Here is a 25731-nt window from a genome sequence, read left to right on the forward strand (position 1 = left end):
CCCTCGGTGCCTCGCACCGGCTTGTGGAGATTTACCATGCTGAGCTTTTTCAATTGTCTCCAGGACGCCCTGGATGCTTCTCGTCGCCTGGACTTTATCGGGCCGTTATTGCTGCGCCTGTACCTGGTGCCGGTGTTCTGGATGGCCGGCACGCACAAGCTGGCGGATATCGACGCCACCGCCGCCTGGTTCGGTAATCCGGACTGGGGCCTGGGTTTGCCATTCCCCGAGCTGCTGGCCTGGGCGGCGGCGCTGACCGAAGCGGGTGGGGCGCTGCTGTTGTTGTTCGGCCTGGCGGTGCGCTGGGTCAGCATTCCGTTGATCATCACCATGCTGGTGGCGATCTTCGCCGTGCATCTGCCCTATGGCTGGCAGGCGATTGCCGATGCCAGCGCGCCGTTCGCCAATGAGCGGGTCATGGACTCGGTGGGCAAGCTCGAACGCGCCCGCGAGCTGCTCAAAGAGCATGGCAATTACGACTGGCTGACCAGCAGCGGCAAGCTGGTGGTGTTGAACAACGGCATCGAGTTCGCCGCCACCTACCTGGTGATGCTGGTAGCGCTGTTTTTCAGCGGCGCCGGGCGCTGGTTGAGCCTGGACTACTGGCTGGCCAAGGCTCTGCGCAAGCAGCCTTGAACCGAACAGGGCCCGTCGCCGCAAGGGCGGCGGGCCGTTGGCATGCCCGCGCTAGAGGGGTTTTGATGACTTATAGGTAAAGGAAGTAAAAAGTTCCGCTGTAATCAAATATTTATATATCAGCAACTGCCCTGAAATATCCCGCCGCCAAGATTCCCTCCAGCACGAACGAGCCCCAGCGCTCGGGTGTTTTCAACACTTAAAAGTCCATTTAGAGGAATCTTCGATGATCCGTAAGCACAGCTTTCGTGGAGTAATGGCCGGCTTCGCTACCAGCGCTCTGGCCCTGGCCGTTTCCGCCCAGGCTTTCGCCGGTACCGTCACCACTGACGGCGCCGATCTCGTGATCAAGACCAAGGGTGGCCTGGAAGTCGCCACTACCGACAAAGAATTCAGCTTCAAACTGGGCGGCAAGCTGCAGTGGGATGCCACAAACTTTGATGGTCTGCGCGCCGCAGCAGAGGACAGTCCTTTCGATAGCACTTTCAACACCTATATCCGTCGTGCTGAAGTGTCCATCGAAGGCGTTGCATACAAGAACTGGGGCTACGGTTTTACTCTGGAACACGATGGTTCGGATGACAACGCGACTGAGTTTACCGATGCCTACTTCAGCTACGACGGTCTTGATTTTGCCAGTGTGACCATTGGCCGTTTTGGCGTGGATTACGGCTTGGAAAACACTACCAGCTCCTCTTGGATCACTGGTATTGAGCGTCCGTTCATGTACGACTATCTCAATGGCGATGAAGACACCAACTTCGGCGTAGCTGTCAAACACAGCGGCGAAGACTATGGTCTGCTGGCTCAGGTCGCTACCTACAAGACTGAATACAACGACGGCGATACAGATAACGATGAGTCGTTTGGTTATACGCTGCGTGCCAACTGGGCTCCTTACCTGAACGGTACAGACGTTGTTCACCTCGGTGCCAACTTCCACAGCAACACCCCGGATGACGATCGTGTACGTGTCCGCACCCGCATGGGCCTGCGTAGCGATGGTGATGATCGTCTGACCTTCACCGATACTCGTGTAACTGATAAAGACACCGAGTGGCTCCTGGAAGCCGGCGCTCAATTTGGTGGTCTGCGTGCACAAGCTGAATACTTCAGCCGTAGCATCAGCGGCAAGAGCGCAACTGGCACTTCGCAGGACGTTGATGTTGACGGTTACTACGCCCAGGTTGGCTACATGTTTGGCGGTGTTCGTGGCTTCAAAGCTGCCGATGGCAAGTGGGATAAACCAACTGAAGCCGGTGCAATCGAAGTGTTTGCCCGCTATGAAAACAGCACTATCGACGGTGATGCTTCCGCCGTTAGCACCAACATCATTGCTGGCGTGGCTCCGGTTAGCGTCAATGACGAGTTCGAAACCAGTGCCATGGTTGTTGGCGTCAACTACTTCCCGACTAAAGCCATTCGCATGAGCTTGAACTACGTCGATTATGAAGTTGACAACGTCAACACTAATGCCAACCTGACTAAGAACGGCAAAACCTACAAAGTAGAAGACGACGGCCAAGCCATCGTCGGCCGTCTGCAGTACGTGTTCTAAGCAACAGCGCTTCACTGCTGCTCCTATCTTTGAGCCCCGCCTAGTGCGGGGCTTTTTTTCGCTGATTTTTGTATGAGGAAAAGTCGATGCGCATCTGTGCAGTGTTGCTACTGATGACGGGTTTGAGTGCTGCGGCGGTAGCGGAGGATTACCGCGCGGCCAAGCCCGGTGAGTTATTGCAGGTCCGCCTTGAGCAGTTGCACCCGACTCAGGCGGTGGTGGGGTATGACCAGATCTATTACAAGCTCGGGCGCTTTGCCAAGGAGCCGAACAAGCTCTTCGACGAATACTGCGAGGCCAATGGCCAGGGCGAGAGCAGCAAGGTGCCGAAGGGGGCCAGCCTGCATCAGCCAGACAGTTTCAGCTGTCAGGGCGCAGTGGGTTCACGTGGCAGTGAGATGAAAACCGTGGTGGTCGGCCCTGAAGGCCAGCTGTACCTGACCGATGGGCATCACACCTTTACCACCCTGTGGGAGCAGCCTGAAGGTGGCGCAACGCTGCAAATGTGGGTCAAGGTGACTGACAACTTCAGTGACAGCCCGGCCCTGGCCAGCTTCTGGCAGCGCATGCAGGATGCACGCAAGGTCTGGCTCAAGAATGGTCAGGGTCAGGCGATCACCCCTGAGCAGATTCCAGCGCAGCTTGGTCTGAACAACCTGGCGGATGACCCCTTCCGCGCGCTGGTGTATTTCACCCGTGAGGTGGCCTATGACAAGCCGCGCTCGGGCGAGGTGGCCCCTGAGTTTCTCGAGTTCTACTGGGGCAACTGGCTGCGCACTCAGCTCAATCTGAGCGAGTACGATCTGCGTGACAAAGATGATTACCGTGACGCGATCGGCGAGGCCGCCAAGCTCATGGTGGCGCTGCAGGCTGACAGCCTGGTGGGTGACAGTGGCTTCAAGGCGGCTGAGCTGGGTGGTTATTCCTCCGTCGACCGCAAGGAGATGGGCAAGATGGCCAGCAAGAAGCTGGGTTATATGATCCAGCACAAGCGTTCGCTCTAATGCCGTAAACGACAAACCCCGCCGCAGCGGGGTTTGTTGCAGCTGCAGCTCAGCCTTATTTTTTGTAGTTGTCCATTGCCTGCTGGATCATCTTGCGCGCTTCTTCGGCATTGCCATAACCGTTGAGTTCGACCTTCTTGCGGCCTTCTGGCAGCTGTTTGTAAACGCGGAAGAAGGCTTCGATGCGCTGACGCTCGATCGCCGGCAGATCCTCGATGTCCTTGATGGTGTCGTAAGTCGGGTCGATATCGCTGCTCGGTACGCCGATGATTTTTTCATCGGCTTCACCGCCGTCGATCATCTTCAGGTAGCCAATCGGGCGGAACTTGATCAACACACCGGGGTGCAGGGCTTCGCGGGTCAGCACCAGGCCGTCGAGTGGGTCGTTGTCACCGCCGAGGGTGCGCGGCAACGAGCCGTAGTTGGCCGGATAGACCACTGGCATGGACTGGAAACGGTCGACAAAGACCAGGCCTTCCTCGTTGATTTCATACTTGGTAAAGCTGCCGGCCGGGATTTCCACCGCCATATGCACGTCGTTCGGTGCATTTTCTGGTTGAGCGGCGTGGAAAGGATGGACGATGTTTTTATCGGCCATGACCGCAGTGCTGCCCATAAACAGCGCGATGCCCAGGGCAAGCAGAGACTTTTGCATGATGACTCCTCGATAGGGGGATTGAGCAGTGGCTATCTTGCGCAGGCATTGTTAGAGATATATTGCAGCCGTCTGTTGTTTTCGCCCGAAATGGAATCCTGCATGCCGATTGTCTCCATCGAATCCATCAGCAGTGTCTGCGCTGATGCCTGGGATGCCCTGTGCACCTCACCCCAGCCGTTTCTGCGGCATGCCTTTCTCAAAACACTGGAAGACAGCGGCAGTGTCGGTGGGCGCAGTGGCTGGCAGCCGGCACATGCAGTTTTGCAGGGTGAACAGGGGCAACTGCTGGCGGCCATGCCGGGCTATGTGAAAAGCCATTCCTATGGCGAGTACGTGTTCGATCACGGCTGGGCGGATGCCTGCTATCGCGCCGGCATCGACTATTACCCCAAGCTGCTTGGGGCGATTCCCTTCTCTCCAGTTACCGGCCAGCGTTTGCTCGGCACACCTGAGGCAGCTGGGCAATTGCTCGATGAGCTCAGCGCCGGGCTGCAGCAACAGGGCCTGTCGAGCCTGCATATCAACTTCACCACCGAGACGGAAAATGCCCTGTTGCAGGGCCGCGACGGCTGGCTACAGCGCCTGGGGTGTCAGTTCCACTGGCGCAATCGGGATTACCGGGACTTTCAGGATTTTCTCGATGCGCTCAGTTCGCGCAAACGCAAGCAGATGCGCAAGGAGCGTGAGCAGGTGGTGGGGCAGGGCATCGAATTTGACTGGCGCGAGGGCCATCAGCTCAGTGAGCTGGAGTGGGATTTCGTCTACCTGTGTTACGCCAACACCTACCGCGTGCGCGGTCAGTCACCCTACCTGACGCGCGACTTTTTCAGCCTGCTGGCCGAGCGCATGCCGCAGATGATCCGCGTGGTGCTCGCCCATCAGACCGGCAGGCCGGTGGCTATGGCCTTTAGCCTGGTCGGTGGAGACAGCCTGTATGGGCGCTATTGGGGTTGCCTGGCCGAGTTCGACCGGCTGCATTTCGAAACCTGTTTCTACCAGGGCATGGAGTACGCCATCAGTCATGGTCTGCAGCGTTTCGATGCCGGCGCCCAGGGCGAGCACAAGCTGATTCGCGGCTTCGAGCCGGTCATCACCCACTCCTGGCACTACCTTTGCCACCCCGGCCTACGAGCGGCCGTGGCGAACTTTCTCGCGGAAGAACAGCAGGGTGTGCGCGGCTATGCCGAACAGGCCCGCGAGCTGTTGCCGTACCGCCAATAGCGCGCCCGCTCGCGCAGGTTGTCGGCGCGGCAACTACGCTCAGAACAGGTTCGCTGCTGTGCGAGGTGTGGTGTGAGTGTATGGGCTCTGCTCGATAAGTTCTGGCTGCTGCCGGGGGTGGCGGTCAATCTGACCTTGTTTATCAATATGCTCGGTGCCTTGCTGCTGGGGCTGCTGGTGGGCTACGAGCGCTCCTACCATGGCCGTGCGGCGGGCATGCGCACCTATGGCATGGTGTGCATGGCGTCCTGCGCGTTGACGGTGTTGTGCATCTATCCACAGCACTGGCTGGGGGATCACTCGCTAGCCGGGGTCGATCCGACGCGGGTGATTCAGGGTGTAGTCACCGGTATCGGTTTTCTCGGCGCCGGGCTGATCATGAAGGACGGCATGAGCATCAGTGGGCTGACCACGGCGGCTTCGATCTGGGCCTCTTCGGCGATTGGCGTGCTGGTGGGCGTGGGCTTTTATGGCGCGGCGCTGTTGCTCAGCCTGATTTCCGCCGGATTGATGATGTGGGGCGCCAAGCTGGAGGCGCGGCTGCCGTCGCGGCCGGCGATTGCCATTGTGCTGCGTTTTGCGCCGGGGTTTGTGCGGCCGGAGGAGGCCACACTGCGGCGCATTGCCCGTGAGCGCGGCTATGTGATTGCCGGCGGCTCGTTCAGTGTGAGCTTCGAGCAGGGCCAGTTGGAATGGCGCTTTGTTGCGGTGGCGGTGGACGGGCAGAAGAGTGCGCGGATCAGCGACATGGCCGATGAGCTGGCGCAGCTGGACGGCGTGGCGAAGTTTCACCTGGCCCATGCGCGCAACTGACGGCTGGGCAGCGGGTGCCCAGCCGGTTGAACAAGGTTACAGGCGTTTGGCTTCGGTAATCAGCACCGGCTCACGCGGGACGTTCTGGTGGCCGCCACGGTTGCCGGTCGGTACCTGGGCGATCTTGTCGACTACGTCCATGCCTTTCACCACCTTGCCGAATACCGCGTAGCCGAAATCACGCGAGCCGTGGTCGAGGAAGGCGTTGTCCTTGTGGTTGATAAAGAACTGGCTGGTGGCCGAGTCGCGCACCTGGGTGCGGGCCATGGCCAGTGTGCCGCGCACGTTGTGCAGGCCGTTGTCGGCTTCGTTCTTGATCGGCGCCTGGGTGTCCTTCTGCTGCATGTCGGCATCGAAGCCGCCGCCCTGCACCATAAAGCCTGGAATCACCCGGTGGAACTGGGTGCCGGCGTAGTAGCCGCTGTCGACGTAGGCGAGGAAGTTGGCGGTGCTGATTGGCGCTTTCTCGGCATTCAGCTCGATCTCGATGTCGCCAAGGCTGGTGCTCAGCAGCACTTTCGGGTTTTCGGCGGCCAGCAGGCTGCCGGCAAACAGGATGGAGCAGGCGGCGAGGGTAAGGGTCTTGAACATGCAGGGCGTCCTTATTGTTGGTTGGCAGTCGGGGTAGCCTGTTCGACTTCCGCAAGGAAGGCCAGCAGGCTGCAGTTGAAATGTTCGGGTTGGTCCATCGGCGTGGCGTGGCGCGAGTCTTCGATCACCAGCAGGCGTGCGTTGGGCAGTTCATCGACATACGCCTGCTTTTGCGCCACCGGGGTGTAATCACGATCGGCGGTAACCACCAAGGTCGGACAGCTGATCCGGCTCAGGCGTTCCCGTACTCCCCAACCGATAATTGCATCCAGGCTGGCCAGGTAAGCACGCTTGTCGTTCTGCGGCCAGCGTTGCAGGATTTTCTGCCGCAGTTCTTCCTGCTCGGGTTTGGGGAACAGCAGTTTGCCCAGGGCTTTGGCAATGGTATCGAGGCTGAGCAGGCGCGACAGGCTCCAGCGTTTGCCGATCTCGATATAGTCGCGCAGGCTTTTCGCCTTCACTTCCGGGCCGCTGTTGACGATGCACAGGCTTTTCAGCAACTCGGGGCGATCCACGCCCAGCTGAAAGCCGATCATGCCGCCCATGGAAATGCCCACCAGATGCACCGGCGGCAGTTGCAGGTGTTCGATCAGCGCGGCCACATCCTCGGCAAATCCTTGAATGCTGTAACGCTCGCGGGGCTTGTCCGAGCGGCCGTGGCCGCGCATATCGAGGGCGATCACCCGGTAGTGGCGGGCCAGTTCGGGAATCTGGTATTCCCAGTCGCGGGTGCTGGAGCCGAGGCCGTGAACCAGCAGCAGCGGCGCACCGTGACCGTACTCTTCGTAGTGCAGTTGGCAGTCGTCGTTATCGAAAAATGGCATGCACAAATTCCTCTCAAGCGGAGGGCAGGGGCGCAGCAAAGGCTGCATTCAACGGGGCGGCATCGAAGCGCTGGATCAGCTCGACGAGAATCTGCGTGGCCGGGCCCAGGGGTTTGTCCTTGTTCGAGTAGAGAAAGAACAGCGGATTGCGGCTGCCGCCTTGTTCCAGCGGTAGCGGTTTGAGCAGGCCGTCCTTGAGTTCGCGCTCGATCAGGTGGCGCGGCAGCCAGGCAAAGCCCAGGCCGTTGCTGACAAAGTTGGCGGCGGTGGCCAGGCTGCCGACTGTCCAGCGCTGTTCGGCGCCGAGCCAGCCGACATCGCGCGGTTGCTGGCGACCGGAGTCGCGGATCACCACCTGCATCTGGCTTTCCAGGTCCTGGAACGTCACCACCCGCTGCAAACGGTGCAGGGCGTGTTCCGGATGGGCCACGGCGACAAACTCGACAGTGCTCATTTCCGCACCGAGAAAGCCGGGAATGTTCAGCGCGCTGATGGCCAGATCGGCCATGCCACCTTTAAGCACTTCTTCCACGCCGGACAATACTTCCTCGCGCAGGCGCACCCGACAGCCACGGCTTTGCGGCATAAAGGCAGTCAGCGCGCGTACCAGGCGTGCGTTAGGGTAGGCGGCATCGACCACCAGGCGCACTTCGGCTTCCCAGCCTTGTTCCATGTGGTGCGCCAGGTCTTCCAACTGGCTGGCCTGCTTGACCAGCTGACGTGAGCGGCGCAGCAGCACATCACCGGCTTCGGTGAGCACCGCCTTGCGCCCGTCGATGCGCAGCAGCGGCACGCCCAGCTGTTCCTGCATGCGCGCCACGGTATAGCTGACCGAGGATTGCGAGCGGTGCAGCACCTCGGCGGCTTGAGCAAAACCGCCGTGGTCGACCACCGCTTGCAGGGTGCGCCATTGGTCGAGGGTTACGCGGGGGGCTTTCATATTCGGTTCCTGTGCTTGCTCAAGTTCCAGGGTGCAAATGCTGACTCAATCAACCTAAACTGGCCGTCTTTTGCCGGAGACTGTCCTGATGAAAAAGCTCTGTTGCGCCCTGCTGGCCTGCCTGCCGTTGACTGTAATGGCCTACCCGATCGAGGTAGAGAAACAGCTTAACGGTGCCGAAGTGGCGGCCACCACCCAGGAAATCGATCACAACATGGGCGGCTTGCAGCTGTACAACTACGGCCGGGCGGACGCCAAGTGCACGGCGGTATTTCGCAACGGCCCGGAAGCCCCGCGTACTCGCAAGGTCAGCCTGCCTGCTGGTGAAAGCAGCAGCCTGGCGGTGAAGTTCAGCCGCAGCATTATCAAGCTGCGGATCAAACTGACCTGCGAAGTCAGCTAGCTAAAGCTGTTGTCGCAACAAACCTGAGACTAAGCCTGGATCATGAATAAATCAATTTTTTCGATTGTTTAGTGCGGATATTTGCGCTTTTTAATCGATCAGTGCGCTCATATTCTTTGCCCATCGACGCTTACTTCCCCCCTTCGATGGAGCAAATAACATGGCTAATGTTCTGGTAATTGAAAGCAGCGCCCGTCAACAAGGTTCGGTTTCCCGTCAACTGACCGAGCAATTTATCGCCAACTGGCAAGCGGCGCACCCCGCTGATCAGATCAAGGTGCGTGACCTGGCGGTTGACCAGGTGCCGCATCTGGACGCCAACCTGCTGGGTGGCTGGATGACTCCCGCTGCGCAGCAGAGCGAAGCGGAGCAAGCGGCGCTGGCCTTGTCCAACCTGCTCACCGATGAACTGCTGGCCGCCGATGTGCTGGTGCTGGCCGCGCCCATGTACAACTTCGCCATTCCCAGCACCCTGAAGGCCTGGCTCGACCACGTGCTGCGTGCCGGAGTCACGTTCAAATACACCGAAACCGGCCCGCAAGGTCTGCTCAGTGGCAAGCGTGCGTTTGTACTGACCGCGCGCGGCGGTATTTATGCCGGCGGCAGCCAGGACCATCAGGAACCATACCTGCGTCAGGCGTTGGCCTTTGTCGGTATCCACGACGTCAGCTTTATCCACGCCGAAGGCCTCAACCTGGGCGGTGAGTTTATGGAAAAAGGTCTGAACCAGGCCAAGGCGCAACTGGCCCAGGTCATCTGATTTTCCGCGGCATCCTGCTCTCCTGACGCCTGGTGCTCCTGGGCGTCTCTGCCCGCGCTGCTATTACAGTGCGGGCTTTTTTATGGGCGGCGCCCGGCTTTTTCGGCTGTATGGGTGTTTCAGTGCCTGGCTGTGTCGCTTTGTGGCTGTGGTCTTAACTACAAGGCAGGCAAGATGTCGGGGTCTGATTGAGCAGGTTGGTGTATGCAACTGTCTGGGCGCGGTGTGGCGCTGTCGATTATTGCTTCGGGGTTGTTTGCCCTGGTGCCGGGCTATGTCGGGCTGTTGGCCCCGCTGGATGGTTTGCAGGTGTTTGCCCAACGGGTGTTGTGGTCGATGCCGGCGGTGTTGCTGCTGATCACCTTGTCGCGGCAATGGCCCGTGCTGCTCGCCGCCTGCGGCCGTGTGCGCCGTGAGCCGTTGCTGCTGGCCAGTCTGCCGCTCGCGGCGCTGCTGATGGGCATTCAGTGGGCGTTGTTTGTCTGGGCGCCACTGGCGGGGCGCATGCTGGAAGTGTCGCTGGGCTACTTCCTCCTGCCGTTGGCGATGGTGCTGGCCGGGCGGGTGTTCTATGGCGAACGGCTGCGGCCGTTGCAGCGTCTGGCGGTGTTCTGCGCGTTGCTTGGCGTGGCCCATGAGCTGTGGCTGACTCAGGCGTTCTCCTGGGTGGTGATGGTCACGGTGTTGGGTTATCCACCGTATTTCATGCTGCGTCGCTGGATGCGCCTGGATGCCTTGTCCGGCTTTGCCTTCGAGATGCTGTTTATGGCGCCGGTGGCAATCTGGCTGGTGCTGCAATGGAGCCCGCCGCAGCTGTTCACCCAGGCCCCGCAGTTGTGGTGGTTGCTGCCGGGGCTGGCGGTCATCAGCTCGCTGGCCTTTGCCGCGATGATGGCCGCCAGCCGACTGTTGCCAATGGGCCTGTTCGGCATTCTCAGTTATGTCGAGCCGGTGCTGCTGTTTCTGGTGGCGCTGCTGTTTCTCGGCGAGCAGTTCAACAGCGCGCAATGGCTGACCTATCTGCCAATCTGGCTGGCGGTGGTTTTGGTCGGCTGGGACAGTGTGCGACTGCTGATCAAGCAGGCACGGCAGAGTGGGTAGCGCTTAGCCAACGCTCTGGGTGCGCCCTGCCAGCAGGCGCAGAATGGCATTGAGCAACATGCCGTAGAGCGGCACGAACAGCAGCAGGCTGATCACCAGTTTGACTCCGTAATCCACCGTGGCGATTTCCACCCAGTGCTCTGCCATAAACGGGTTGCTGCTGTTCCAGAACGCCACCGAGAAGAATGCGTAGGTATCCAGCAGGTTGCCGAAGATGGTCGACACGGTTGGCGCTATCCACCACAGCGATAGCCGGCGCAGGCGATCGAATACCTGGATATCGAGGAACTGCCCTAGCACATAGGCGAGGAAGCTGGCGATGGAGATGCGCAGAACGAACTCGTTGAATTCCAGCAGTGCGCCGAAGCCGCGAAAGCTGGCTTCCTGAAACAGCACCGAAACGATGTAGGAAATCAGCAGCGCCGGCAGCATCACCTGGGCGATCACCCGGCGCGCCGCCTGTTTGCCGAGCAGACGCACGGTCAGGTCGGTGGCCAGGAAAATAAACGGGAAGCTGAACGCGCCCCAGGTGGTATGCCAGCCGAACAGGGTGATCGGTAGCTGCACCAGGTAGTTGCTGGCGATGATGATCAGGATATGGAACAGCACCAGGGCAATAAGCGCATTGCGCAGGCGCTGAGGGGCAGTAATAAGCATCACGGAACCTTTTTGCGAAATGGGGTTAGGGAACCCATGCCAGCCGGGATTGAATGGCGGCGCGCATTCTACCGGCGCGACGTGGCGTGTGCGTAGTGGTCTGACCGGAGGTGCTGAATTGTGCTGTTTTTGCATGCTGTTGCAGGGTGGCGAACCAGGCTGCAGACGCCGTTGGCCAGGCCGTTCGGGCTTTTAGCCGGCAGAACCGGTAATCTATGCCGCTGTATTGCTGATTTTTTGTCGAGGTATACCCGTGTTTTCCCAATTCGCCCTGCATGAACGCCTGCTCAAAGCCGTGGCCGAGCTTAACTTTGTCGAGCCTACCCCGGTGCAGTTGGCGGCCATTCCGCTGGCGCTGCAAGGAAAAGACCTGCGGGTGACTGCGCAAACCGGCAGCGGCAAGACGGCGGCCTTTGTGCTGCCGATGCTCAATCGCCTGCTCGGCGATGGTGCTTCCCAGCCGCGCATGAGCGTGCGCGCGATGATCCTGCTGCCGACCCGCGAGCTGGCCCAGCAGACGCTCAAGGAAGTCGAGCGTTTTGCCCAGTTCACCTTCCTCAAGGCTGGCCTGATCACCGGTGGCGAAGATTTCAAGGTGCAGGCTGCCATGCTGCGCAAGGTGGATATCCTGATCGGCACGCCTGGCCGGCTGATCGAGCATGCCAACGCCGGCAACCTGCTGCTCGATGAAGTCGAAGTGCTGGTGCTCGATGAAGCCGACCGCATGCTCGATATGGGCTTTGCCGAGGATGTGCAACGCTTGGGTGAGCTGTGCAATGCCGAGCGCCAGACCTTGCTGTTCTCCGCCACTACTGGCGGTGCGGCGCTGCGTGAAGTGGTCGGCAAGGTACTGAAAGACCCTGAGCACCTGCAGCTCAACCGTGTCAGTCAGCTTAACGAGGGCACCCGTCAGCAGATCATCACCGCCGACCACAACCACCACAAAGAGCGCCTGGTCGATTGGCTGCTGGCCAACGAGACTTACGAGAAAGCGATCATTTTCACCAACACCCGGGTGCAGGCCGATCGTCTGTACGGCAAATTGGTGGCCAAGGAGTTCAAGGTCTTCGTGCTGCACGGCGAGAAAGACCAGAAGGACCGCAAGCTGGCTATCGACCGTCTCAAGCAGGGTGCGGTGAAAATTCTGGTGGCCACCGATGTGGCAGCTCGCGGTCTGGACGTAGATGGCCTGGATCTGGTGATCAACTTCGATATGCCGCGCTCCGGCGACGAGTACGTACACCGTATCGGCCGTACTGGCCGTGCCGGTGCCGAAGGCCTGGCTATTTCGCTGATCTGCCACAACGACTGGGCGCTGATGTCGAGCATCGAGCGCTACCTCAAGCAGCGCTTCGAACGCCGCAATATCAAGGAGCTCAAGGGCATTTACCAGGGCCCGAAAAACCTCAAGGCGTCCGGTAAGGCAGTTGGCCCGAAGAAGAAAAAGGTCGACCCGAAAACCGGCAAGAAGCTGGCGAAAAAACCAGCCGCCAAGGCGCCGAGCAAGCGCAACACCATCAACAAACCCAAGGCCGATGCGCCTGTGCTGGTCAGCCAGGACGGCCTGGCACCACTGAAGCGGCGCAAGCCTGCGGCGGAGTAACCCGAGCGCCGCATGCGCTGCGCGGGATCAACAACGGCGGATAGGCCAGGTGCTTATCCGCCGTTGTCGTTTCTGGGCTTATTTCGGCACGATCAGGATCTTGCCATCACGTTCACCACCGGCCGCAGCGGCCACGGCCTGCTTGATCTCGCTGACGTCATAGGTGGCGGCCACACGGGTGTGCAGCTTGCCGCTGGCGATCAGTTGTACCAGTTCACCAAACACCTTCATCTGCTCAGCCTGGCTGGCGTTCTGGAACCACTTGGCCAGCCAGAAACCGCGCAGGCTGACATCACGGAACACGAAGGAGGCGGGGGAAACCTGGCATGGCTGGCGGCTCATCATGCCGTAGTTGACCAGCACGCCACCCTCACACAGGCTGGCGGCCAAGTGATCGGTGGCTTCGCCGCCCACCGCATCGATGCCCAAACGTACGCCTGCACCGCCAGTGGCTGCGCGCACGCGCTTGGCCAGGTCCGGGCCATCGACCAGCACCACGTCACCGCCTTCCGCTTCAACGCCGGCTACCGCCGACTCACGGCGAACTACGTTGAGGGTCTTGAAACCGCGCAGTTTGGCCAGCTGGATCAGGTAGCTGCCGACGCCGGAGTTGGCGGCGTTCTGGATCACCCAGTCGCCGGGCTTGAGGTCAACGAACTGGCTGAGCATCAGCGAGGCGGTCGGCGGGTTGACCGTGAGCATCGCCAGTTGCTGTGGGTCGGCTTCGGGCAGCGGAATCAGCTTGTTGGCCGGGGCATTCAGATGGCTGACCCAGGTGCCGCAACCGACCGGCAGCAGCACCATCTGACCGACTTTGATGCTGCTGACTTCAGCTCCGAGGGCTTCGACGCGGCCAACTCCTTCATTGCCGCCGACGGCCGGCAGCGGCGGCAGCATGCCGTATTCGCCGGTGAGGGTCAGCACGTCGGATGGGTTGATCGGTGCGGCCAGTACCTTGATGCGTACCTGGCCAGTGCCAGGCTCAGGCAGGTGCAGAGCGACGGCGCTGATCACCTCGTGGGGTTGCGGGCCGCGCTGTTGGTATTCGGCTTTGAGCATGAACATTCTCCACATGGGCAACGACTGATTGGGGTGCACAGAGTCTAGCCCTGCAGGTGCCCCTGGAGACTAATTCGCATGTATCGATTTCAGTGATGGCGCCGTGCAGAGTCGGGGCATAGCCGGCTATGCTGGGTGCTGGTTCAGCTCGGGTATCGCCATGAAGTGGATGTGGGTCTTATTGCTGCTGTCATGCAGCCTGGTGGTCTCGGCGCAAGGTCTGCGAGTTGGCTTTGGCACGCACAAACCGCCGTATATCTTCGAAAATGAAGCCCGTGGTCTCGAGCACGATATCGTGATGACTGCCGCGCAACGTGGTGGGCTGGCGCCAGTGGCGTACTACGCACCGATGGAGCGTCTTAACCTGATGCTGAGCAAAGGGCTGATCGACGTTATTGCCACCACCAACGAGCGCAGTGGCGGCGATATCTTCTATTCCAATGTGTATATCCGCTACCAGAACGTGGCCGTTGCCCTGCGTTCGCGCAACCTGGATATCCAGCAGATCAGCGATCTGGGGCGTTACTCGGTGAATGCCTTTCAGCGTGCGCGCTTTCTGCTCGGTAGTGAGTTTCAGGCCATGGCTGAAAACAATCCGCGCTACCGCGAAGAGGCTTTTCAGATTGCCCGAAATCGCATGCTCTACAGTGGTCGGGTGGATGTGGTGGTGACGGACATGCGCATCCTGCGTTACTTCAACCGTGAGGTGTACACCCAGGTCGATGTGACTCAGCCACTGACGCTGTACCCGATCTTTGCGACCACCGGCTACAAGCTGGGGTGCCGGCAGCAGGCTGACTGCCAGCGCTTCAATCTGGGCCTGGAAACCATTCGCAGCAATGGTGAATACGTGGCCATCGAGCGACGTTACGCCGTGCACTGATGGCCCGCGTGCTCACTGTGCGGGTATTACCTCTTCCAGCGACTCCTGGGCGGCGAGCAGTTTTTCCTCGTCTTGCAGTGGGGTACTGCGCACGCTGAAATCGACAATCTCGATTGCCCCCTGGCCCTGGCCGACCAGGTGAAAGGAAAACGCTTTGCGTGCCTTGGGGTTGTCGAAGGTGAAACTGACCTCTACCGGTTGCTCGCGCGTCAGCAGCGGCAGTTCCGGGATGGGTAGGGCCACATCGCGGTCGTACTCCTTGGTTTTCAGCTGCAGCCTGGCGCCTTGCTTGCTCATGCGCAGTGCGCGAATTTTCAGCGTCACGCTGGTCTGGGTGTCGGCAGCCAGGGTCAGGTACTGCGCGCCGACCAGGTTGTCGGCCCAGTCATCGCTGGCGTCGGGCTTGAGTTTGACGGGCTGCTGGTTGGCAAACTGATAACTCTGCTCGCCCTGACTTGTGGTCAGCGATTGGTCGAGCAGGCTGGCCCGCTGGCTGACCAGCCGTGCCGGCTTGCCGGTGAAACGGCCCAGGTAACGGGCGCTGTCCGCAATAAACCCTGGGCTTTCGTAGCGGCGGCAGACGCTCTGGAAGTCGCATTCGGTCAGCGTGCTTTGGCCATCATGCTGGCGCATCAGGCCGTTGGTGTAAGACATGATCTCCCGGCCGTTGCTGTAGTCACGCAGCATGGAGCGCCCGGAGATGCTTGCCGGTACCGGGAAGGCGAAGTAGTCGAGCACTGAGGCGGTCAGGTCGACGTGGCCGTAAGTGCCATGCTTGAGGGCGGGCAGTTTCGACTGTTCGGGCGCCAGCAACAGGTTGAAACCCCAGGCCGAGGCCAGGCGTACATTCTCCACACCATGGGATTCGTCCGAGGTGACGATCACCAGGGTGTCTTTCATCACCCCCTGTTTTTCCAGGGCGTTGAGGAAGTCCGCTACCGCGTCGTCCAAGTAGGCAATCGCGGCCAGCTTGGCGTTGGGGTGGCGGTCGAGGTAGTCCTGCGGCGCTGAATAAGGCTGGTGAGTGCCGACGGTGAGCAGTGTCAGCATCCAGGGTTGGCGTTTGCTGCGCAGTTGCTTGACATAGCCCAGTGCGCCCTCGAAATAGGCCTTGTCATCCATGCCCCATGGGAACTCGATGTAGGGCTTGTTGTTGAACCAGTCGCGGCCAAGGGTTTTGTCGAAGCCCATGCGTGGCATGATCTGATCCTTGGCCATAAAGCGCAGCCCGGCACCTTGCAGAAAATGCGTGCTAAGGCCGCGCTCACGCAGTTGCGCGGGCAGGCAAAGCTCGCTGCGAGCAGGGTTGTTGAGAAGTTCCACACCTTTCGGGGTGCCGGAGTCGAGCTTGTTGTAGTCGCCGCAAAGCATGGCGTAGAGGCCGCGAATGGTCTGGTGGCCGTGCAGTACGTAGTCATAGGTAAGCATGCCGCGCTCGGCCCATTGGCTCAGGCGTGGCATCGGCTGTTCCGTGTAGCTGCTGCCGATGGCCTGGCGACTGGCTTGCAGATAGGCCCCAGTTACGCCTTCCAGGGTAATGATCAGGACGTTGCGCGCACTGCCGGCCTGAGTCAGCAGCGGGGTGCCGCTCAGGTCGAGTTGGTTCAGGGCGCTGATATCCGGCGGGCTGCCGGGCTCATTGCCGTCCAGCCAGTCAGCCAGGTGCTGCTGGCCGCTGCTGGTGCTTTCCGCCAGCAGCTTGTGCGGCAGGTTGAATTGCAGCCATTGATCCGCTTCGCTGGGCTTGAACTGCTGGCCAATGCTGTGCACGGCAAACAGCGACAACGGCAACAGCAGCCAGGCGCGAGACAGTGGTGCGGCGCGGCGCGGCGTCTGCCAGATTCGCAGGCCGAGATAGACTGCCACCAGCAGGACCATGGCCAGCGCCAGCAGCGGCTGGCTCAAACCGCCGCCCTGCGTGGAGTGACTGACAAATTGGGCGTCGCCCAGGTACTGCAGATCGGCCGGCTCCGGCATGCGGCCAACGGCATTGACCAGTTCGGCAGTGCTCAGGTTGAAGATGCACCAGACCAGCAACAGCGGCACCGCCAGCAGCCAGGAGCGCTGATGCAGCAGTACCAGCAGCAAGCTGCCAATCGCCAGATCAGAGAGATAACCATAAGGGTGAGACCAGCCCAGTGCGTAGCGGCTGAGCATCGGCAAGGCAAGCAACAACAGGCCGAGCGCGAACAGCGTGCTGGAAGGGTGTCGCAGCCAATTGCAGGTAAAGCGCACGGGTACTCCTGGGGCATTCGCCATCATTCAGCCACGGCAATGCCGAAACAGCCGCAAGGTGCGGGCTGACATGATTTTGAAACAAGGCTGTGCTAAGCGCCAGAGGGCGAGGTGTAAATGAATAAAACAGTGGAGAGGGGGAGGGGCCAATCAAGCACTGGCCAGCGCCTTGTCATTGCGAGCAAAGCGCTGCGTGGCCAGAACGCGTTACTTCTTGCCGATGGTGATCTGCTTGGTGGTGCCGTACACCTGACCGCTGACACCTTTGGCGATTTGCTGGATTTCCCCGCCGGATTTCAGGAAGGCTTCGATCTGTGCGTCGATCGAGGCGCTGGTTTCCACGGCTGGAGCCGGCTTGGGTTTAGTGTTGGATGCTTTTACGCGCATGACGGCCATTTAACCTATTTAAAAATTAATTTGGCCGCGCATGGTACTCGAAATGCTTGACAATTGCTTGGTAAATAACGGTCGGATGTCGTTTGGTGCCGCTGAGTAATTGTTCAATGGCTTGATTTAATACCGCAGTACTTCACTAAGTAATTGTTTTAATTGACGACAAATGTCGCAGCAGACTTTCTGGCGAGCGATGTGCTGCCTCCGGCCACTGGTCAATTGTGTCGGCCGGCACGCATTTTGGCGGGGGCAGATGCCCCCGGTTGTCGAGAAATTCAGGGGCGACTCGGCTAGAATGCCGGCCTGGCAACGAGGGTAGGGCATCATGGCGGTAATTGGACGGATGAATAGTTTGCAGGTCGTGAAGCACACCGACTTCGGCCTGTATCTGGATGGCGGCGCAGACGGCGAAATTCTCTTGCCGAAACGCTATATCCCAAGCGACAGCCCAAGTGAAGTGGAAGACTGGTTGAATGTCTTTATTTACTTGGACAGTGAAGACAAATTGATTGCTACCACGGAAAAACCAAAAGTTCAGGTGGGTGAATTTGCCAGTTTGAAAGTTGTGGATATAAATCGCGTCGGTTTATTCCTTAATTGGGGGCTGCCGAAAGATTTATTGTTGCCGCACTCCGAAGAAAAACGCCCGCTGCAGATCGGTGATTACTGCGTGGTGCACGTGTTCCTCGACAAACGCAGCAAACGCATCACCGCCACCGCGCGTCTGGACCGCTACCTGGACAAGCTGCCGGCAAACTACCAGGCCGGTGAAGAAGTCGACTTGTTGGTGGTTGAAAGTACCGATATGGGCTTCAAGGCCATCATCAACGGCAAGCACTGGGGGCTGATCCACAAGAACGAAGCCTTCAAATTCCTCCGCTCGGGCATGCAGGAAAAAGGTTACATCAAGGAAGTGCGTAGCGACGGCAAGATCAGCCTGAGCCTGCAGCCGATTGGTGAAGACCTGCGAGACAGCCTGGGCGAACAGATCATGACCAAGCTGCGCGAGCAGGGTGGCACCCTGGCACTCAGTGACAAGAGTTCACCGGAGGCCATCAGCGCCTATTTCCGCGCCAGCAAGGGTAATTTCAAGAAGGCCATCGGCGGTCTGTACAAGCAGGGCCGTATCGTCATTCACGCGGACCGAATCGAGCTGCCGGAGCGCTGATACGCCCTCGCAACACAGCTGCTAGGCTTGCAGCAAACGCCCCCGCATTGCCGTGCGGGGCAGTGAGTCGTTTGATGCCGCCGGTGTAGCTCAGTAGGTAGAGCAGCGCACTCGTAACGCGAAGGTCGGGGGTTCGATTCCTCTCACCGGCACCACCTGGTTAAGCCAATCCGTTAACCGCCACCAAACTGGGAGAACGACGCCGTTCGACTTGGCTTGGTTTTTTCTGGTGCGGCAATTCTGCCAGCGTAGCGCCAGTCCCAGGGCGCTACGATGTCTTCGGCGGGAAGTTGCCAGAGGCCTTTGCCCATGTTTCTGGCCAGCGTCTCGGCATCTTTGAGCCGGTGATCCTTCAGCTGTTTGGTATAGGCCCAGGCGGCGCCCTGGGCGACCAGGGTGTAATTCACGTCGATGCCGCCGACGAAGGCGCGCGCCAGTGTTCTGCCGTAGCGATCCACCTCTTGCACATGCAGGAGCACCTGCTTGTCCACTATCAGCTCCGACAGGGCCTGCCTGGCTTCGGCGCCATAGGGCTGCTTTCTTTCCGGCGCGTCGATTTCCGCGAGGCGTATCCGCAGCCGTTTATTGTCAGTCGTCATGCAGTTGAAGGTGTCGCCTTCGCTGATGGTCATCACCCGGCAGATGAATTGCTCGGCAAACGCCAGCTCGGGCAGGCAGGCGAGAAGCAGTAGAGCGATACGGATAGGCATTGGCTTGGCGATGCTCTGATGAATACACAGCCGGTGATAGTAATAAATGCTCCAGAGATTAAGCGGGACGGGGATCGCGAAACCGCACGGCGGGTTTACAGGGTGTCTTCCTGCTTGGGGCGCTTGTGCTTTTTCGTGATTCGCGGATGATTGCTTGATATTTGAGCAATTAAACCGCTCGCGTCAGTCCTGGCGGATCAACGGGTGGAACCGCAGGTGGGCAGCTGTTGCCAAATCTTCAGGTTCGCTGCGCGCCGATGGCGCTGAGGTTGTGATGAAAATGTGCAGAGCTGTGCTCGCTTTGCTGGCGCTGTTACTGGTGACGCCACTGTATGCCGAGCAACAGGCCCCGCAGACCCTGCGGGTCATTCCGAAAACCTACATCAGCCCGGGTGCCAGTGGCAGCATCGGCAGCTCGCAGACCATCGAAAGCCATAACCTCTATGGTGGGCAGCGCTTGCCTGACGGCTTGCAGCGCCATGAGCAGCGCTATGACAGTCATTCGGTGGAAAGTCGCGGGGGGATTCAGCAGAGCATCGAATACCCCAACGGCTATCGAGTGCAGCAGTACCCTGGGCAGAGTACCCAGTACCAGCAGCGCAGCCGTTGATTCAAACGGCCACTGCCAATCCCCAGCGTAGCGCCAGAAACGCCAGCAGCCCCAGTGGGCCGAACATCAGGGTCAACACATAGCAGGGCAGCAGCGCCCAGTGGCTGATGCCAGCGATGGCGCCTTCGTGGCGGATATACAACCCCACCATCAGATCGAACGCCAGAATATGCACCCAGGCGGCCAGCGCGGCGGTGGGTTGGCGCAGCAGTGAGAGCACGCCGCCCAGGCTGAAGAAACCGGGCCTGCCGCTACCCGGTTCCGGGCGTTGGCGCATCGCTACAAACAGCAGCCAGCTATAGATGATGGCCAGCAGAACCACGCTAAGCCCCAGCACCAGTTCATCGGTATAGGACCAGAACGGCAGGCAGACCAGCATCAGCCAACCGCCCAGAGCGATCAGCGAGGTGAATTGGAACAAGGGTTTCAACGGTGCCATGGTGAGCTCACTGCAATAGAGGTGGGCTCAACCATAGCGGATACGAAGATTGCCGCATCCTGGCATCAGCGGTTGAATACAGCGCCATCAGCGGGCATTAGGGCCAGCCGATGGACGCGGCTTATTGCTTTTTGCCCCAGAGTTGTTCCAGGCGTTGATCACGACCACAGCCGTTGCGGTAGTAGTTGTAGCGCAGTGGATTACGTTGGTAATAGTCCTGGTGATAGTCCTCAGCCGGATAAAAGGTGCTGGCGGCGAGGATTTCCGTAACCACCGGGGCCGGCAAACGCCCGGATTTATCCAGGGCGGTTTTGGATGCTTCGGCCAGTTGCTGTTCTTCGGGGTTGCTGTAGAAAATCGCGCTGCGGTACTGCGGGCCACGGTCGCAGAACTGGGCGTTGGCGGTAACCGGGTCAATGGTGGGCCAGAAGGCTTCGAGTAGCTGGGCGTAGCTGGTTTTGCTCGGATCGAAGCGCACGCGTACGGCTTCGATATGCCCGCTGGTGCCGGCCGAGACCTGTTCGTAGGTGGGGTTTTCGACATGCCCACCGATATAGCCCGAAGTGGTTTCAATCACCCCGGGGATCTTGTCGAAATCCGATTCGGTGCACCAGAAGCAGCCGCCGGCAAAGATCGCCACGCCAGGGTTTTCTACAGTTGATGCACTGGTTTTTGGCTGTGGTGCCTGCGCGACTGTGGGTTCGCAGGCCGCCAGCAGGCTACCGAGAGCGAGGATGGTGCTGGCCAGCAGGCGGTGGCGCCAGGTGGAGGTGATGGCAGTCATGTTCAGCTCCGCAGCTCAGGTAAGGCTTCGCCTTGGGGGATAAAGCGCAAGGCCACGCCGTTATTGCACCAGCGTTCGCCACGCGGTTTCGGGCCGTCGTCGAAGACATGGCCCTGGTGCCCACCGCAGCGTGCGCAGTGGTACTCGGTGCGCGGGAAGAACAGCTTGAAGTCGCGTTTGGTGCCCATGTGGCCGGCAATCGGCTGGGTAAAGCTGGGCCAGCCGGTGCCGCTTTCATATTTGTCCTGGCTGGCGAATAGCGGCAGGTAGCAGGCGGCGCAGAGGTAGGTGCCGTCGCGTTTTTCCTGGTTCAGCGGGCTGCTGCCTGGGGCTTCGGTGTCTTCCTCAAACAGCACGGCATAGGCTTCGGGTGTCAGCAGCTCGCGCCAGTCACTGTGGGGTTTGTTCAGCGGTGTCACGCTGCTGGCGATGCTTTGCGCCAGGCTTAACGGGGCGTGAGCGAGTAGGGGCAGGGCTGGCAACAAGGCCAGTCCCTTGAGCAATGCGCGTCTTTGCATGGCGAGGCTCTCCAGAAGGTGTGGCCAATAGACAGAGTCTGAGCCGAGTTGTTACAGGCCAGTTGCGCGCCGATGCAGATTTTTCTGGAGAGTAGGGCGTAAACGACTGTTCAGTTTACGGGCAGGGCATCGCCGGCCAGTGCGCCGTCATCAATGATGATGCAGTTGCGCCCAGCGCTCTTGGCGCGGTACAGGCGTTGGTCGGCGCGTTGCAGCATGTCTTCCCAATGTTCGTCACGGCGCAGGATGGCTCCGCCAATCGACATCGTCACGGCGCCGCCTGGGCCGCGCAGGTGCTGGCTTATCTGCTGTTGCAAGTGCTGCGCGGCGGCCAGCAGGCCGGCTCTTTCAGTATTGGGTAGCAACAGGAGGAATTCTTCACCGCCAAAGCGGAACAGCCGGTCTTCCTTGCGTGACGAGCTTTTGATCAGCTCGACAAAATCCACCAGCACCTGGTCGCCAGCCTGATGACCGTAGTTGTCGTTGATCCGCTTGAAGTGATCCAAGTCCATGATCAGCACGCCGTAGGTGTTGCCATGGCGACGGAAAGTGGAAGCGGCAATCTTCAGCTCTTCATTCATCGCGCGGCGGTTGCGTGCGCCGGTCAGTGGGTCATGAATGGCCAGCTGCTGCAACTGGTCGCGCTGATTGTTGGTGCGGTAGGCAAAAATGAAGCTGAGGGTGCTGGCCATCATGCTGGTGACCAGAAATGAGACCATCTGGTAGTCGCTCTCGAACACGGCCTTGGGGTTGAGTTGCCCATAGGTAACCAGGCTGATCAGTACCAGAATGGTGGCAATCAAGGCCTTGCCTGGCGACACCATAAAGAAGTTGAAGAGGATCAGTGGGTAGATCCAGAACAGGCCGTTGACGCCCAGGTTGACCGCAATCAGGGTGGCGCCGACAGAGAAGATGGTGGCCAGGTAGATCCCCGGTTTGACCGTGTCGCCCGTGCGCCAGGCATAGATCACAGCCAGGACGGTAGAGGTGACGATGATGCTGTCCGCTGAGCCGACCAGATAATTACCCGTGGCCAGGCGGTAAATGGCATAGGGGGTAATGCCAATTACGCCAAACAGGCCCATCAGCGTGATGATGGACAACTGGAAGTCGTTACGCAGGCGCCTGAGCATGCGCGGTGTTCGCATAGGAATAAGCCAGCTTTGTAATTGTTATGGGGCAAGCATGCAGAGCTTTACCTGACTATAGCAATAGGAAAATTAAGCAAAGTGCCAGTACGCGTCACTATCTGCCGAGTGGTGCCTATGCCTTATGGTACGGGCGTTCCAGGCTAGGAGTGGTATGGCCGTATGCATTTAGCGGGTCAAAGCCAGCAAGGCTTTACTGCGTTGATAGCGGGCCAGACGCTCGGCCAAAACCGGCGGCAGGTCATCGGCGGCAGCAAACCCGAGGCGCTGATAGAACGCACTCAGCTGTGGGTGACAAAACAGCCACAGCGGCGTGCGGCAACTGGCTTGGGCGGTGTCGATCAGCTTGCGGGCCAGGCCCTGGCCGCGTTGCGGTGTCGCCACCAGCAGGCTGGTCAACCAATGGCCATGGGCAACCGGTTGCAGGCACAGGGCGGCGACGATTGCCGTCTGTTCCACGACCCAGACCTGCGCGCCAGGTGCGGTGCGCATGGGCGAGCGTTGGGCGCGGTAGAACTTGTCGGCCAGGGGTGTGAGTGCGGTGGGGAGTTGGCGGTAATGCATATGGCAAGGGTCGCAGGTGATAGTACGGCGCTGCAAGTCATGGGCGGTGCAGCGTGTTGTGGTGGGGGCTGGCTGCTCGATTGGTGAATGGTGTGACTTGATACGACAGTGCCAGGTGGATGTTTTGGCGTTAGGCTACCCCTCTTCGTACTGCCGCCTGCTGTTGGAGTTGCCGTGAAGCCATTGCTGCTGTTGTTATCTGCCTGCTGCCTGGCCTGCCAGCCGCTGAGTGCGCTGGCCTGGTCCAACCATTCATTGGGCAGCCAGCTGGCCTTGCAGAACCTGCCGGAGTTACAACGCAACCTCACTTATGAGCCGCTGGAGGCTTTTCTCGAGACGCAGGCTGTCGCCATCGAGCAACTGCTGGATGAGCAGGAGGCTTTTGCTCGCGTGAATTTCCCGGATTATCCGCAGCGCCCGGATGATTTGCGCTTCGATGCTGCGAGCACCGCGCCGGAGCAGCGCAGGCAGGCGTTTCTGCACGCGTTGCGGGTCAACCCGGAGATCCGTCTGGCCGGCTTTGTTCAGCAATTGCCAGGGCAGGCCGATTATGCCCGGCCACGCCTGAAAGCCGAGCAGGTACTGGTGTTTCGCAAGATCGGCCCCTGGAGCCACTGGCGCTACCTGGCGTTGCAGTCGGGGGAGGCGGTCAATGCCGTGCAGGTGCTGAGCAGTGCTGCCGATGAGCCGGATTATGGCCACGATATCAACCTGTTCAGTGACAATCCGGGCGAAGTCGGCGCGCACTACAACTTTGGCGCGCAGCCCTTTGGCGATGCACGCTTCGAGTATTCCTCCCAGGCGCCGTTCCATATTGGCTATTACCACGAGCCGCAGCTGGTGTTTCAGGCGGCGCCCTACCTGCGCCGCACGCTGCCGCACTGGCGCATCTACCAGTACAGCGGTCTGGCACGACTGGCCCTGGCCAGTGGGCATGACTACTGGGGTTATCGTTTTCTTGGTTGGGCGTTGCATTACATGCAGGACCTGACCCAGCCCTATCACGCTAAGACGGTGCCGGGCTTCAGCACGGCAGAGCTGATGCTGATTGCCCTCAAAGGCGCCGCCGGCTATCCCGAGGATCGTCTGGCAGCCATCGCCCGTGTGGCGGATCGGCACACGGCCATTGAGGAGTACCAGCTGCAGCGCATGCAGCAGTTGATGGGTGAACATGCCGATTCAGCGTTGCTGCAGGCTTATACCGAGAACCCGGCGGGTAGTAGTTATCCGGCTTTCTCAGTGGACTATGCACAGCAGGTGGTGGCGGCTGAGGCCTACGCCAGCGCCGATGGTTTCGATGAACTGATCGGCCAGTGGCTGGCGCGCAAGCCAACGGCCGCGCCGGGCTTCAGCGACGGTAATCAATTGGCCCTGGCGCAGGCCGATCCCGTACTGGAGCAGGTGCTGGTGGAATTGTTCAAACGCTTCGGGGCGCACAGCCGCAATGCCGTGCAAACCACCCTCGCGGCGCCGGTCAGCGCTGCAGGGTTGCCGGACTGAACCACAGCTCGCGGCGCTGCAAGGGCGTCGCGACAGGCAGCAAGGGGTTACGCAGCTCGATCACCTGGCGTTGTTCGAGTTGCGCGCGTTGCAGGCTGGCGGCGAAGTGCTGTTGAAACAGCTGCTCAAAGGATCCATCGGCAATTGCCTTTTCCATACCTTGGCGTACGGTTTCGGCCAGGTCCGGACGTTGGCGTGAGAAGAAGAAATACAGCGCCGTAGGGTAGTGCAGCAGCATATGGGAGTCGGCGACTAGATGCCGTCCACGTGGGTGCTCCAGCTCATCCCAGATTTCGATCACCGAGCGCGGAAAGTAGTCGAAGCGCTGCGCCTGCAGCATGCGAAACAGGCTGCCATAACTTGAGGAAACCTTGACCGGTAAACCATGACTGCGCAGGATCGCGCTGTCTGGCCAGTCATGGCCCTGGCCAGCGGAGAACTGGCGCAAGTCAGCCAGGTTATGCACATCCTTGAGCAGCTGCGCGCGGTCTTTGGGCAGCAGGGCGATGCGCCAGCCGAACAGGCCCTTGTCCAGCGGAATACGCACTGGCAGCAGGCGCTGTTCGCGCTCAACACTGGTCATGCTCCAGGCGACATCGAGGTGGGCGTTGTGCTCCAGGTTAACCAGTGCGCGCTCCTGCTCCATGCTGTAGTGCGAAGGCTCCAGGCGCAGCGCACTGCCGGCTTTGTCCAGCGCCAGCTGCAGCTGAGCCAGGGCGTAGACGGAGCGAAACTCATCGCCATCGGCCCGGCGTGGGTAGCGCAGGCTGCCGCTGTCGTCGGCCAGTAGAGGTGGGGTTGACAGGCTGACCAGCAGCAGGCCAAAGAGCCAGTGCCTGGTCGCCCGCATAAGCATGCGGGGCATTTCGGTTCGAGTCCTTTCAATACCGGCCTGGTGTTACCTGACCGGGCTGTGCGGCGTGCATTATGCCAGCCTGGCGTGCCGCCGTT

The 25731-nt window shown here is 60.0% G+C and carries 28 protein-coding genes and 1 tRNA gene; 14 read left to right on the plus strand and 15 right to left on the minus strand.

What is annotated here, in order from left to right; genetic code table 11:
• The first annotated feature begins 36 nt into the window (after nucleotides 1-36).
• The 3 genes from ACOCLD_RS08195 to ACOCLD_RS08205 all read left to right on the plus strand — a co-directional run bounded on the left by ACOCLD_RS08195 (nucleotide 37) and on the right by ACOCLD_RS08205 (nucleotide 3198).
• Nucleotides 37-636, plus strand: a complete 600-nt coding sequence (locus tag ACOCLD_RS08195) for a DoxX family protein (RefSeq protein WP_422911526.1) — start codon at nucleotides 37-39, stop codon at nucleotides 634-636.
• A 226-nt stretch (nucleotides 637-862) separates the two neighbouring features.
• A complete protein-coding gene (locus tag ACOCLD_RS08200) occupies nucleotides 863-2194 on the plus strand; it encodes an OprO/OprP family phosphate-selective porin (protein WP_422911527.1) in 1332 nt (443 codons plus the stop codon).
• Nucleotides 2195-2280: 86 nt separating this feature from the next.
• Nucleotides 2281-3198 carry a ParB/Srx family N-terminal domain-containing protein gene (locus tag ACOCLD_RS08205; protein WP_422911528.1) on the plus strand — a complete coding sequence of 306 codons (918 nt, stop codon included), beginning with the start codon at nucleotides 2281-2283 and terminating at the stop codon, nucleotides 3196-3198.
• Between the two features lie 55 nt (nucleotides 3199-3253).
• Here the strand turns inward: ACOCLD_RS08205 and ACOCLD_RS08210 are convergent, their stop codons facing one another.
• The gene (locus ACOCLD_RS08210) at nucleotides 3254-3853 is read right to left on the minus strand and encodes an inorganic diphosphatase (RefSeq protein ID WP_422911529.1); all 600 of its coding nucleotides are present in this window, start codon (nucleotides 3851-3853) and stop codon (nucleotides 3254-3256) included.
• Between the two features lie 102 nt (nucleotides 3854-3955).
• Between ACOCLD_RS08210 and ACOCLD_RS08215 the strand changes: the two genes are divergently transcribed.
• Together ACOCLD_RS08215 and ACOCLD_RS08220 are read left to right on the plus strand one after the other, a co-directional pair.
• On the plus strand, nucleotides 3956-5077 hold the full coding sequence (locus ACOCLD_RS08215; RefSeq protein WP_422911530.1) for a GNAT family N-acetyltransferase: 1122 nt from the start codon (nucleotides 3956-3958) through the stop codon (nucleotides 5075-5077).
• 72 nt (nucleotides 5078-5149) lie between these two features.
• Nucleotides 5150-5890, plus strand: a complete 741-nt coding sequence (locus ACOCLD_RS08220; RefSeq protein WP_233684023.1) for an MgtC/SapB family protein — start codon at nucleotides 5150-5152, stop codon at nucleotides 5888-5890.
• Nucleotides 5891-5926: 36 nt separating this feature from the next.
• Here the strand turns inward: ACOCLD_RS08220 and ACOCLD_RS08225 are convergent, their stop codons facing one another.
• From ACOCLD_RS08225 to ACOCLD_RS08235, 3 genes are read right to left on the minus strand one after another with little or no spacing between them, the layout of a single operon-like run.
• Nucleotides 5927-6481 carry a peptidylprolyl isomerase gene (locus ACOCLD_RS08225; RefSeq protein WP_392540503.1) on the minus strand — a complete coding sequence of 185 codons (555 nt, stop codon included), beginning with the start codon at nucleotides 6479-6481 and terminating at the stop codon, nucleotides 5927-5929.
• 11 nt (nucleotides 6482-6492) lie between these two features.
• Nucleotides 6493-7305 (minus strand): alpha/beta fold hydrolase, encoded by an 813-nt coding sequence (locus ACOCLD_RS08230; protein WP_422911531.1) that lies wholly within the window; start codon nucleotides 7303-7305, stop codon nucleotides 6493-6495.
• A gap of 13 nt (nucleotides 7306-7318) precedes the next feature.
• On the minus strand, nucleotides 7319-8245 hold the full coding sequence (locus tag ACOCLD_RS08235; protein ID WP_422911532.1) for a LysR family transcriptional regulator: 927 nt from the start codon (nucleotides 8243-8245) through the stop codon (nucleotides 7319-7321).
• Between the two features lie 88 nt (nucleotides 8246-8333).
• Here ACOCLD_RS08235 and ACOCLD_RS08240 point away from each other — a divergent pair, with 88 nt between their 5' ends.
• The 3 genes from ACOCLD_RS08240 (at nucleotide 8334) to rarD (ending at nucleotide 10509) form a co-directional block, all read left to right on the plus strand.
• On the plus strand, nucleotides 8334-8648 hold the full coding sequence (locus ACOCLD_RS08240) for a 3-phosphoglycerate kinase (RefSeq protein WP_422911533.1): 315 nt from the start codon (nucleotides 8334-8336) through the stop codon (nucleotides 8646-8648).
• Nucleotides 8649-8808: 160 nt separating this feature from the next.
• A complete protein-coding gene (locus ACOCLD_RS08245) occupies nucleotides 8809-9408 on the plus strand; it encodes an FMN-dependent NADH-azoreductase (protein ID WP_422911534.1) in 600 nt (199 codons plus the stop codon).
• A gap of 204 nt (nucleotides 9409-9612) precedes the next feature.
• A complete protein-coding gene (rarD, locus tag ACOCLD_RS08250) occupies nucleotides 9613-10509 on the plus strand; it encodes an EamA family transporter RarD (protein ID WP_422911535.1) in 897 nt (298 codons plus the stop codon).
• 3 nt (nucleotides 10510-10512) lie between these two features.
• Here the strand turns inward: rarD and ACOCLD_RS08255 are convergent, their stop codons facing one another.
• On the minus strand, nucleotides 10513-11166 hold the full coding sequence (locus ACOCLD_RS08255) for a 7-cyano-7-deazaguanine/7-aminomethyl-7-deazaguanine transporter (protein ID WP_392540498.1): 654 nt from the start codon (nucleotides 11164-11166) through the stop codon (nucleotides 10513-10515).
• 253 nt (nucleotides 11167-11419) lie between these two features.
• On the opposite strand from ACOCLD_RS08255, the gene ACOCLD_RS08260 reads away from it, so the two are divergent.
• Complete coding sequence (locus tag ACOCLD_RS08260) at nucleotides 11420-12769, plus strand: DEAD/DEAH box helicase (protein ID WP_392540497.1); 1350 nt, start codon at nucleotides 11420-11422, stop codon at nucleotides 12767-12769.
• Nucleotides 12770-12847: 78 nt separating this feature from the next.
• Here ACOCLD_RS08260 and ACOCLD_RS08265 read toward each other — a convergent pair whose 3' ends face one another.
• Nucleotides 12848-13828, minus strand: a complete 981-nt coding sequence (locus ACOCLD_RS08265; RefSeq protein ID WP_422911536.1) for a zinc-dependent alcohol dehydrogenase family protein — start codon at nucleotides 13826-13828, stop codon at nucleotides 12848-12850.
• A 160-nt stretch (nucleotides 13829-13988) separates the two neighbouring features.
• Between ACOCLD_RS08265 and ACOCLD_RS08270 the strand changes: the two genes are divergently transcribed.
• The gene (locus ACOCLD_RS08270; RefSeq protein WP_422911537.1) at nucleotides 13989-14711 is read left to right on the plus strand and encodes a substrate-binding periplasmic protein; all 723 of its coding nucleotides are present in this window, start codon (nucleotides 13989-13991) and stop codon (nucleotides 14709-14711) included.
• A 12-nt stretch (nucleotides 14712-14723) separates the two neighbouring features.
• Here ACOCLD_RS08270 and ACOCLD_RS08275 read toward each other — a convergent pair whose 3' ends face one another.
• Nucleotides 14724-16946: an LTA synthase family protein gene (locus ACOCLD_RS08275; RefSeq protein WP_422911538.1), complete on the minus strand. Its 2223-nt coding sequence runs from the start codon at nucleotides 16944-16946 to the stop codon at nucleotides 14724-14726.
• A 207-nt stretch (nucleotides 16947-17153) separates the two neighbouring features.
• Nucleotides 17154-17342 (minus strand): hypothetical protein, encoded by a 189-nt coding sequence (locus tag ACOCLD_RS08280; protein ID WP_233684036.1) that lies wholly within the window; start codon nucleotides 17340-17342, stop codon nucleotides 17154-17156.
• A 322-nt stretch (nucleotides 17343-17664) separates the two neighbouring features.
• On the opposite strand from ACOCLD_RS08280, the gene ACOCLD_RS08285 reads away from it, so the two are divergent.
• Together ACOCLD_RS08285 and ACOCLD_RS08290 are read left to right on the plus strand one after the other, a co-directional pair.
• Nucleotides 17665-18507 carry a CvfB family protein gene (locus ACOCLD_RS08285; RefSeq protein WP_422911539.1) on the plus strand — a complete coding sequence of 281 codons (843 nt, stop codon included), beginning with the start codon at nucleotides 17665-17667 and terminating at the stop codon, nucleotides 18505-18507.
• A 79-nt stretch (nucleotides 18508-18586) separates the two neighbouring features.
• Nucleotides 18587-18662 (plus strand) — tRNA-Thr (locus ACOCLD_RS08290).
• Between the two features lie 18 nt (nucleotides 18663-18680).
• Here ACOCLD_RS08290 and ACOCLD_RS08295 read toward each other — a convergent pair.
• A complete protein-coding gene (locus tag ACOCLD_RS08295; RefSeq protein ID WP_422911540.1) occupies nucleotides 18681-19217 on the minus strand; it encodes a thermonuclease family protein in 537 nt (178 codons plus the stop codon).
• Between the two features lie 274 nt (nucleotides 19218-19491).
• On the opposite strand from ACOCLD_RS08295, the gene ACOCLD_RS08300 reads away from it, so the two are divergent.
• Nucleotides 19492-19827, plus strand: a complete 336-nt coding sequence (locus ACOCLD_RS08300; protein WP_422911541.1) for a hypothetical protein — start codon at nucleotides 19492-19494, stop codon at nucleotides 19825-19827.
• Between the two features lies 1 nt (nucleotide 19828).
• Here ACOCLD_RS08300 and ACOCLD_RS08305 read toward each other — a convergent pair whose 3' ends face one another.
• The 5 genes from ACOCLD_RS08305 to ACOCLD_RS08325 all read right to left on the minus strand — a co-directional run bounded on the left by ACOCLD_RS08305 (nucleotide 19829) and on the right by ACOCLD_RS08325 (nucleotide 23280).
• Nucleotides 19829-20266: an ABA4-like family protein gene (locus ACOCLD_RS08305; RefSeq protein ID WP_392540490.1), complete on the minus strand. Its 438-nt coding sequence runs from the start codon at nucleotides 20264-20266 to the stop codon at nucleotides 19829-19831.
• A gap of 121 nt (nucleotides 20267-20387) precedes the next feature.
• Nucleotides 20388-21050: a peptide-methionine (S)-S-oxide reductase MsrA gene (gene msrA, locus ACOCLD_RS08310; protein ID WP_422911542.1), complete on the minus strand. Its 663-nt coding sequence runs from the start codon at nucleotides 21048-21050 to the stop codon at nucleotides 20388-20390.
• Nucleotides 21051-21052: 2 nt separating this feature from the next.
• Nucleotides 21053-21568 carry a peptide-methionine (R)-S-oxide reductase MsrB gene (msrB, locus tag ACOCLD_RS08315; RefSeq protein WP_422911543.1) on the minus strand — a complete coding sequence of 172 codons (516 nt, stop codon included), beginning with the start codon at nucleotides 21566-21568 and terminating at the stop codon, nucleotides 21053-21055.
• A 110-nt stretch (nucleotides 21569-21678) separates the two neighbouring features.
• Nucleotides 21679-22701 carry a GGDEF domain-containing protein gene (locus ACOCLD_RS08320; RefSeq protein ID WP_422911544.1) on the minus strand — a complete coding sequence of 341 codons (1023 nt, stop codon included), beginning with the start codon at nucleotides 22699-22701 and terminating at the stop codon, nucleotides 21679-21681.
• A gap of 183 nt (nucleotides 22702-22884) precedes the next feature.
• Nucleotides 22885-23280: a GNAT family N-acetyltransferase gene (locus ACOCLD_RS08325; protein ID WP_422911545.1), complete on the minus strand. Its 396-nt coding sequence runs from the start codon at nucleotides 23278-23280 to the stop codon at nucleotides 22885-22887.
• 174 nt (nucleotides 23281-23454) lie between these two features.
• On the opposite strand from ACOCLD_RS08325, the gene ACOCLD_RS08330 reads away from it, so the two are divergent.
• Nucleotides 23455-24780, plus strand: a complete 1326-nt coding sequence (locus ACOCLD_RS08330) for a phospholipase (protein WP_422911546.1) — start codon at nucleotides 23455-23457, stop codon at nucleotides 24778-24780.
• Here the strand turns inward: ACOCLD_RS08330 and ACOCLD_RS08335 are convergent.
• On the minus strand, nucleotides 24755-25645 hold the full coding sequence (locus ACOCLD_RS08335; protein ID WP_422911547.1) for a hypothetical protein: 891 nt from the start codon (nucleotides 25643-25645) through the stop codon (nucleotides 24755-24757). The genes ACOCLD_RS08330 and ACOCLD_RS08335 overlap by 26 nt on opposite strands.
• Between the last annotated feature and the right edge of the window lie 86 nt (nucleotides 25646-25731).

The sequence above is a fragment of the Pseudomonas cimarronensis genome (assembly GCF_049331905.1).
Classification (GTDB): Bacteria; Pseudomonadota; Gammaproteobacteria; order Pseudomonadales; family Pseudomonadaceae; genus Aquipseudomonas.

Excerpts from the sequence above, each read along its gene's own strand:
- ACOCLD_RS08255 (WP_392540498.1), bottom strand. The coding sequence starts at position 11,166 with ATGCTTATTACTGCCCCTCAGCGCCTGCGCAATGCGCTTATTGCCCTG.
- ACOCLD_RS08270 (WP_422911537.1), top strand. The coding sequence starts at position 13,989 with ATGAAGTGGATGTGGGTCTTATTGCTGCTGTCATGCAGCCTGGTGGTC.
- msrA (WP_422911542.1), bottom strand. The coding sequence starts at position 21,050 with ATGACTGCCATCACCTCCACCTGGCGCCACCGCCTGCTGGCCAGCACC.
- ACOCLD_RS08280 (WP_233684036.1), bottom strand. The coding sequence starts at position 17,342 with ATGGCCGTCATGCGCGTAAAAGCATCCAACACTAAACCCAAGCCGGCT.
- ACOCLD_RS08205 (WP_422911528.1), top strand. The coding sequence starts at position 2,281 with ATGCGCATCTGTGCAGTGTTGCTACTGATGACGGGTTTGAGTGCTGCG.
- ACOCLD_RS08285 (WP_422911539.1), top strand. The coding sequence starts at position 17,665 with ATGGCGGTAATTGGACGGATGAATAGTTTGCAGGTCGTGAAGCACACC.
- ACOCLD_RS08210 (WP_422911529.1), bottom strand. The coding sequence starts at position 3,853 with ATGCAAAAGTCTCTGCTTGCCCTGGGCATCGCGCTGTTTATGGGCAGC.
- ACOCLD_RS08335 (WP_422911547.1), bottom strand. The coding sequence starts at position 25,645 with ATGCCCCGCATGCTTATGCGGGCGACCAGGCACTGGCTCTTTGGCCTG.
- ACOCLD_RS08215 (WP_422911530.1), top strand. The coding sequence starts at position 3,956 with ATGCCGATTGTCTCCATCGAATCCATCAGCAGTGTCTGCGCTGATGCC.
- ACOCLD_RS08195 (WP_422911526.1), top strand. The coding sequence starts at position 37 with ATGCTGAGCTTTTTCAATTGTCTCCAGGACGCCCTGGATGCTTCTCGT.
- ACOCLD_RS08320 (WP_422911544.1), bottom strand. The coding sequence starts at position 22,701 with ATGCTCAGGCGCCTGCGTAACGACTTCCAGTTGTCCATCATCACGCTG.
- ACOCLD_RS08230 (WP_422911531.1), bottom strand. The coding sequence starts at position 7,305 with ATGCCATTTTTCGATAACGACGACTGCCAACTGCACTACGAAGAGTAC.
- ACOCLD_RS08300 (WP_422911541.1), top strand. The coding sequence starts at position 19,492 with ATGAAAATGTGCAGAGCTGTGCTCGCTTTGCTGGCGCTGTTACTGGTG.
- rarD (WP_422911535.1), top strand. The coding sequence starts at position 9,613 with ATGCAACTGTCTGGGCGCGGTGTGGCGCTGTCGATTATTGCTTCGGGG.
- msrB (WP_422911543.1), bottom strand. The coding sequence starts at position 21,568 with ATGCAAAGACGCGCATTGCTCAAGGGACTGGCCTTGTTGCCAGCCCTG.
- ACOCLD_RS08245 (WP_422911534.1), top strand. The coding sequence starts at position 8,809 with ATGGCTAATGTTCTGGTAATTGAAAGCAGCGCCCGTCAACAAGGTTCG.
- ACOCLD_RS08240 (WP_422911533.1), top strand. The coding sequence starts at position 8,334 with ATGAAAAAGCTCTGTTGCGCCCTGCTGGCCTGCCTGCCGTTGACTGTA.
- ACOCLD_RS08200 (WP_422911527.1), top strand. The coding sequence starts at position 863 with ATGATCCGTAAGCACAGCTTTCGTGGAGTAATGGCCGGCTTCGCTACC.
- ACOCLD_RS08265 (WP_422911536.1), bottom strand. The coding sequence starts at position 13,828 with ATGCTCAAAGCCGAATACCAACAGCGCGGCCCGCAACCCCACGAGGTG.
- ACOCLD_RS08295 (WP_422911540.1), bottom strand. The coding sequence starts at position 19,217 with ATGCCTATCCGTATCGCTCTACTGCTTCTCGCCTGCCTGCCCGAGCTG.
- ACOCLD_RS08325 (WP_422911545.1), bottom strand. The coding sequence starts at position 23,280 with ATGCATTACCGCCAACTCCCCACCGCACTCACACCCCTGGCCGACAAG.
- ACOCLD_RS08225 (WP_392540503.1), bottom strand. The coding sequence starts at position 6,481 with ATGTTCAAGACCCTTACCCTCGCCGCCTGCTCCATCCTGTTTGCCGGC.
- ACOCLD_RS08235 (WP_422911532.1), bottom strand. The coding sequence starts at position 8,245 with ATGAAAGCCCCCCGCGTAACCCTCGACCAATGGCGCACCCTGCAAGCG.
- ACOCLD_RS08305 (WP_392540490.1), bottom strand. The coding sequence starts at position 20,266 with ATGGCACCGTTGAAACCCTTGTTCCAATTCACCTCGCTGATCGCTCTG.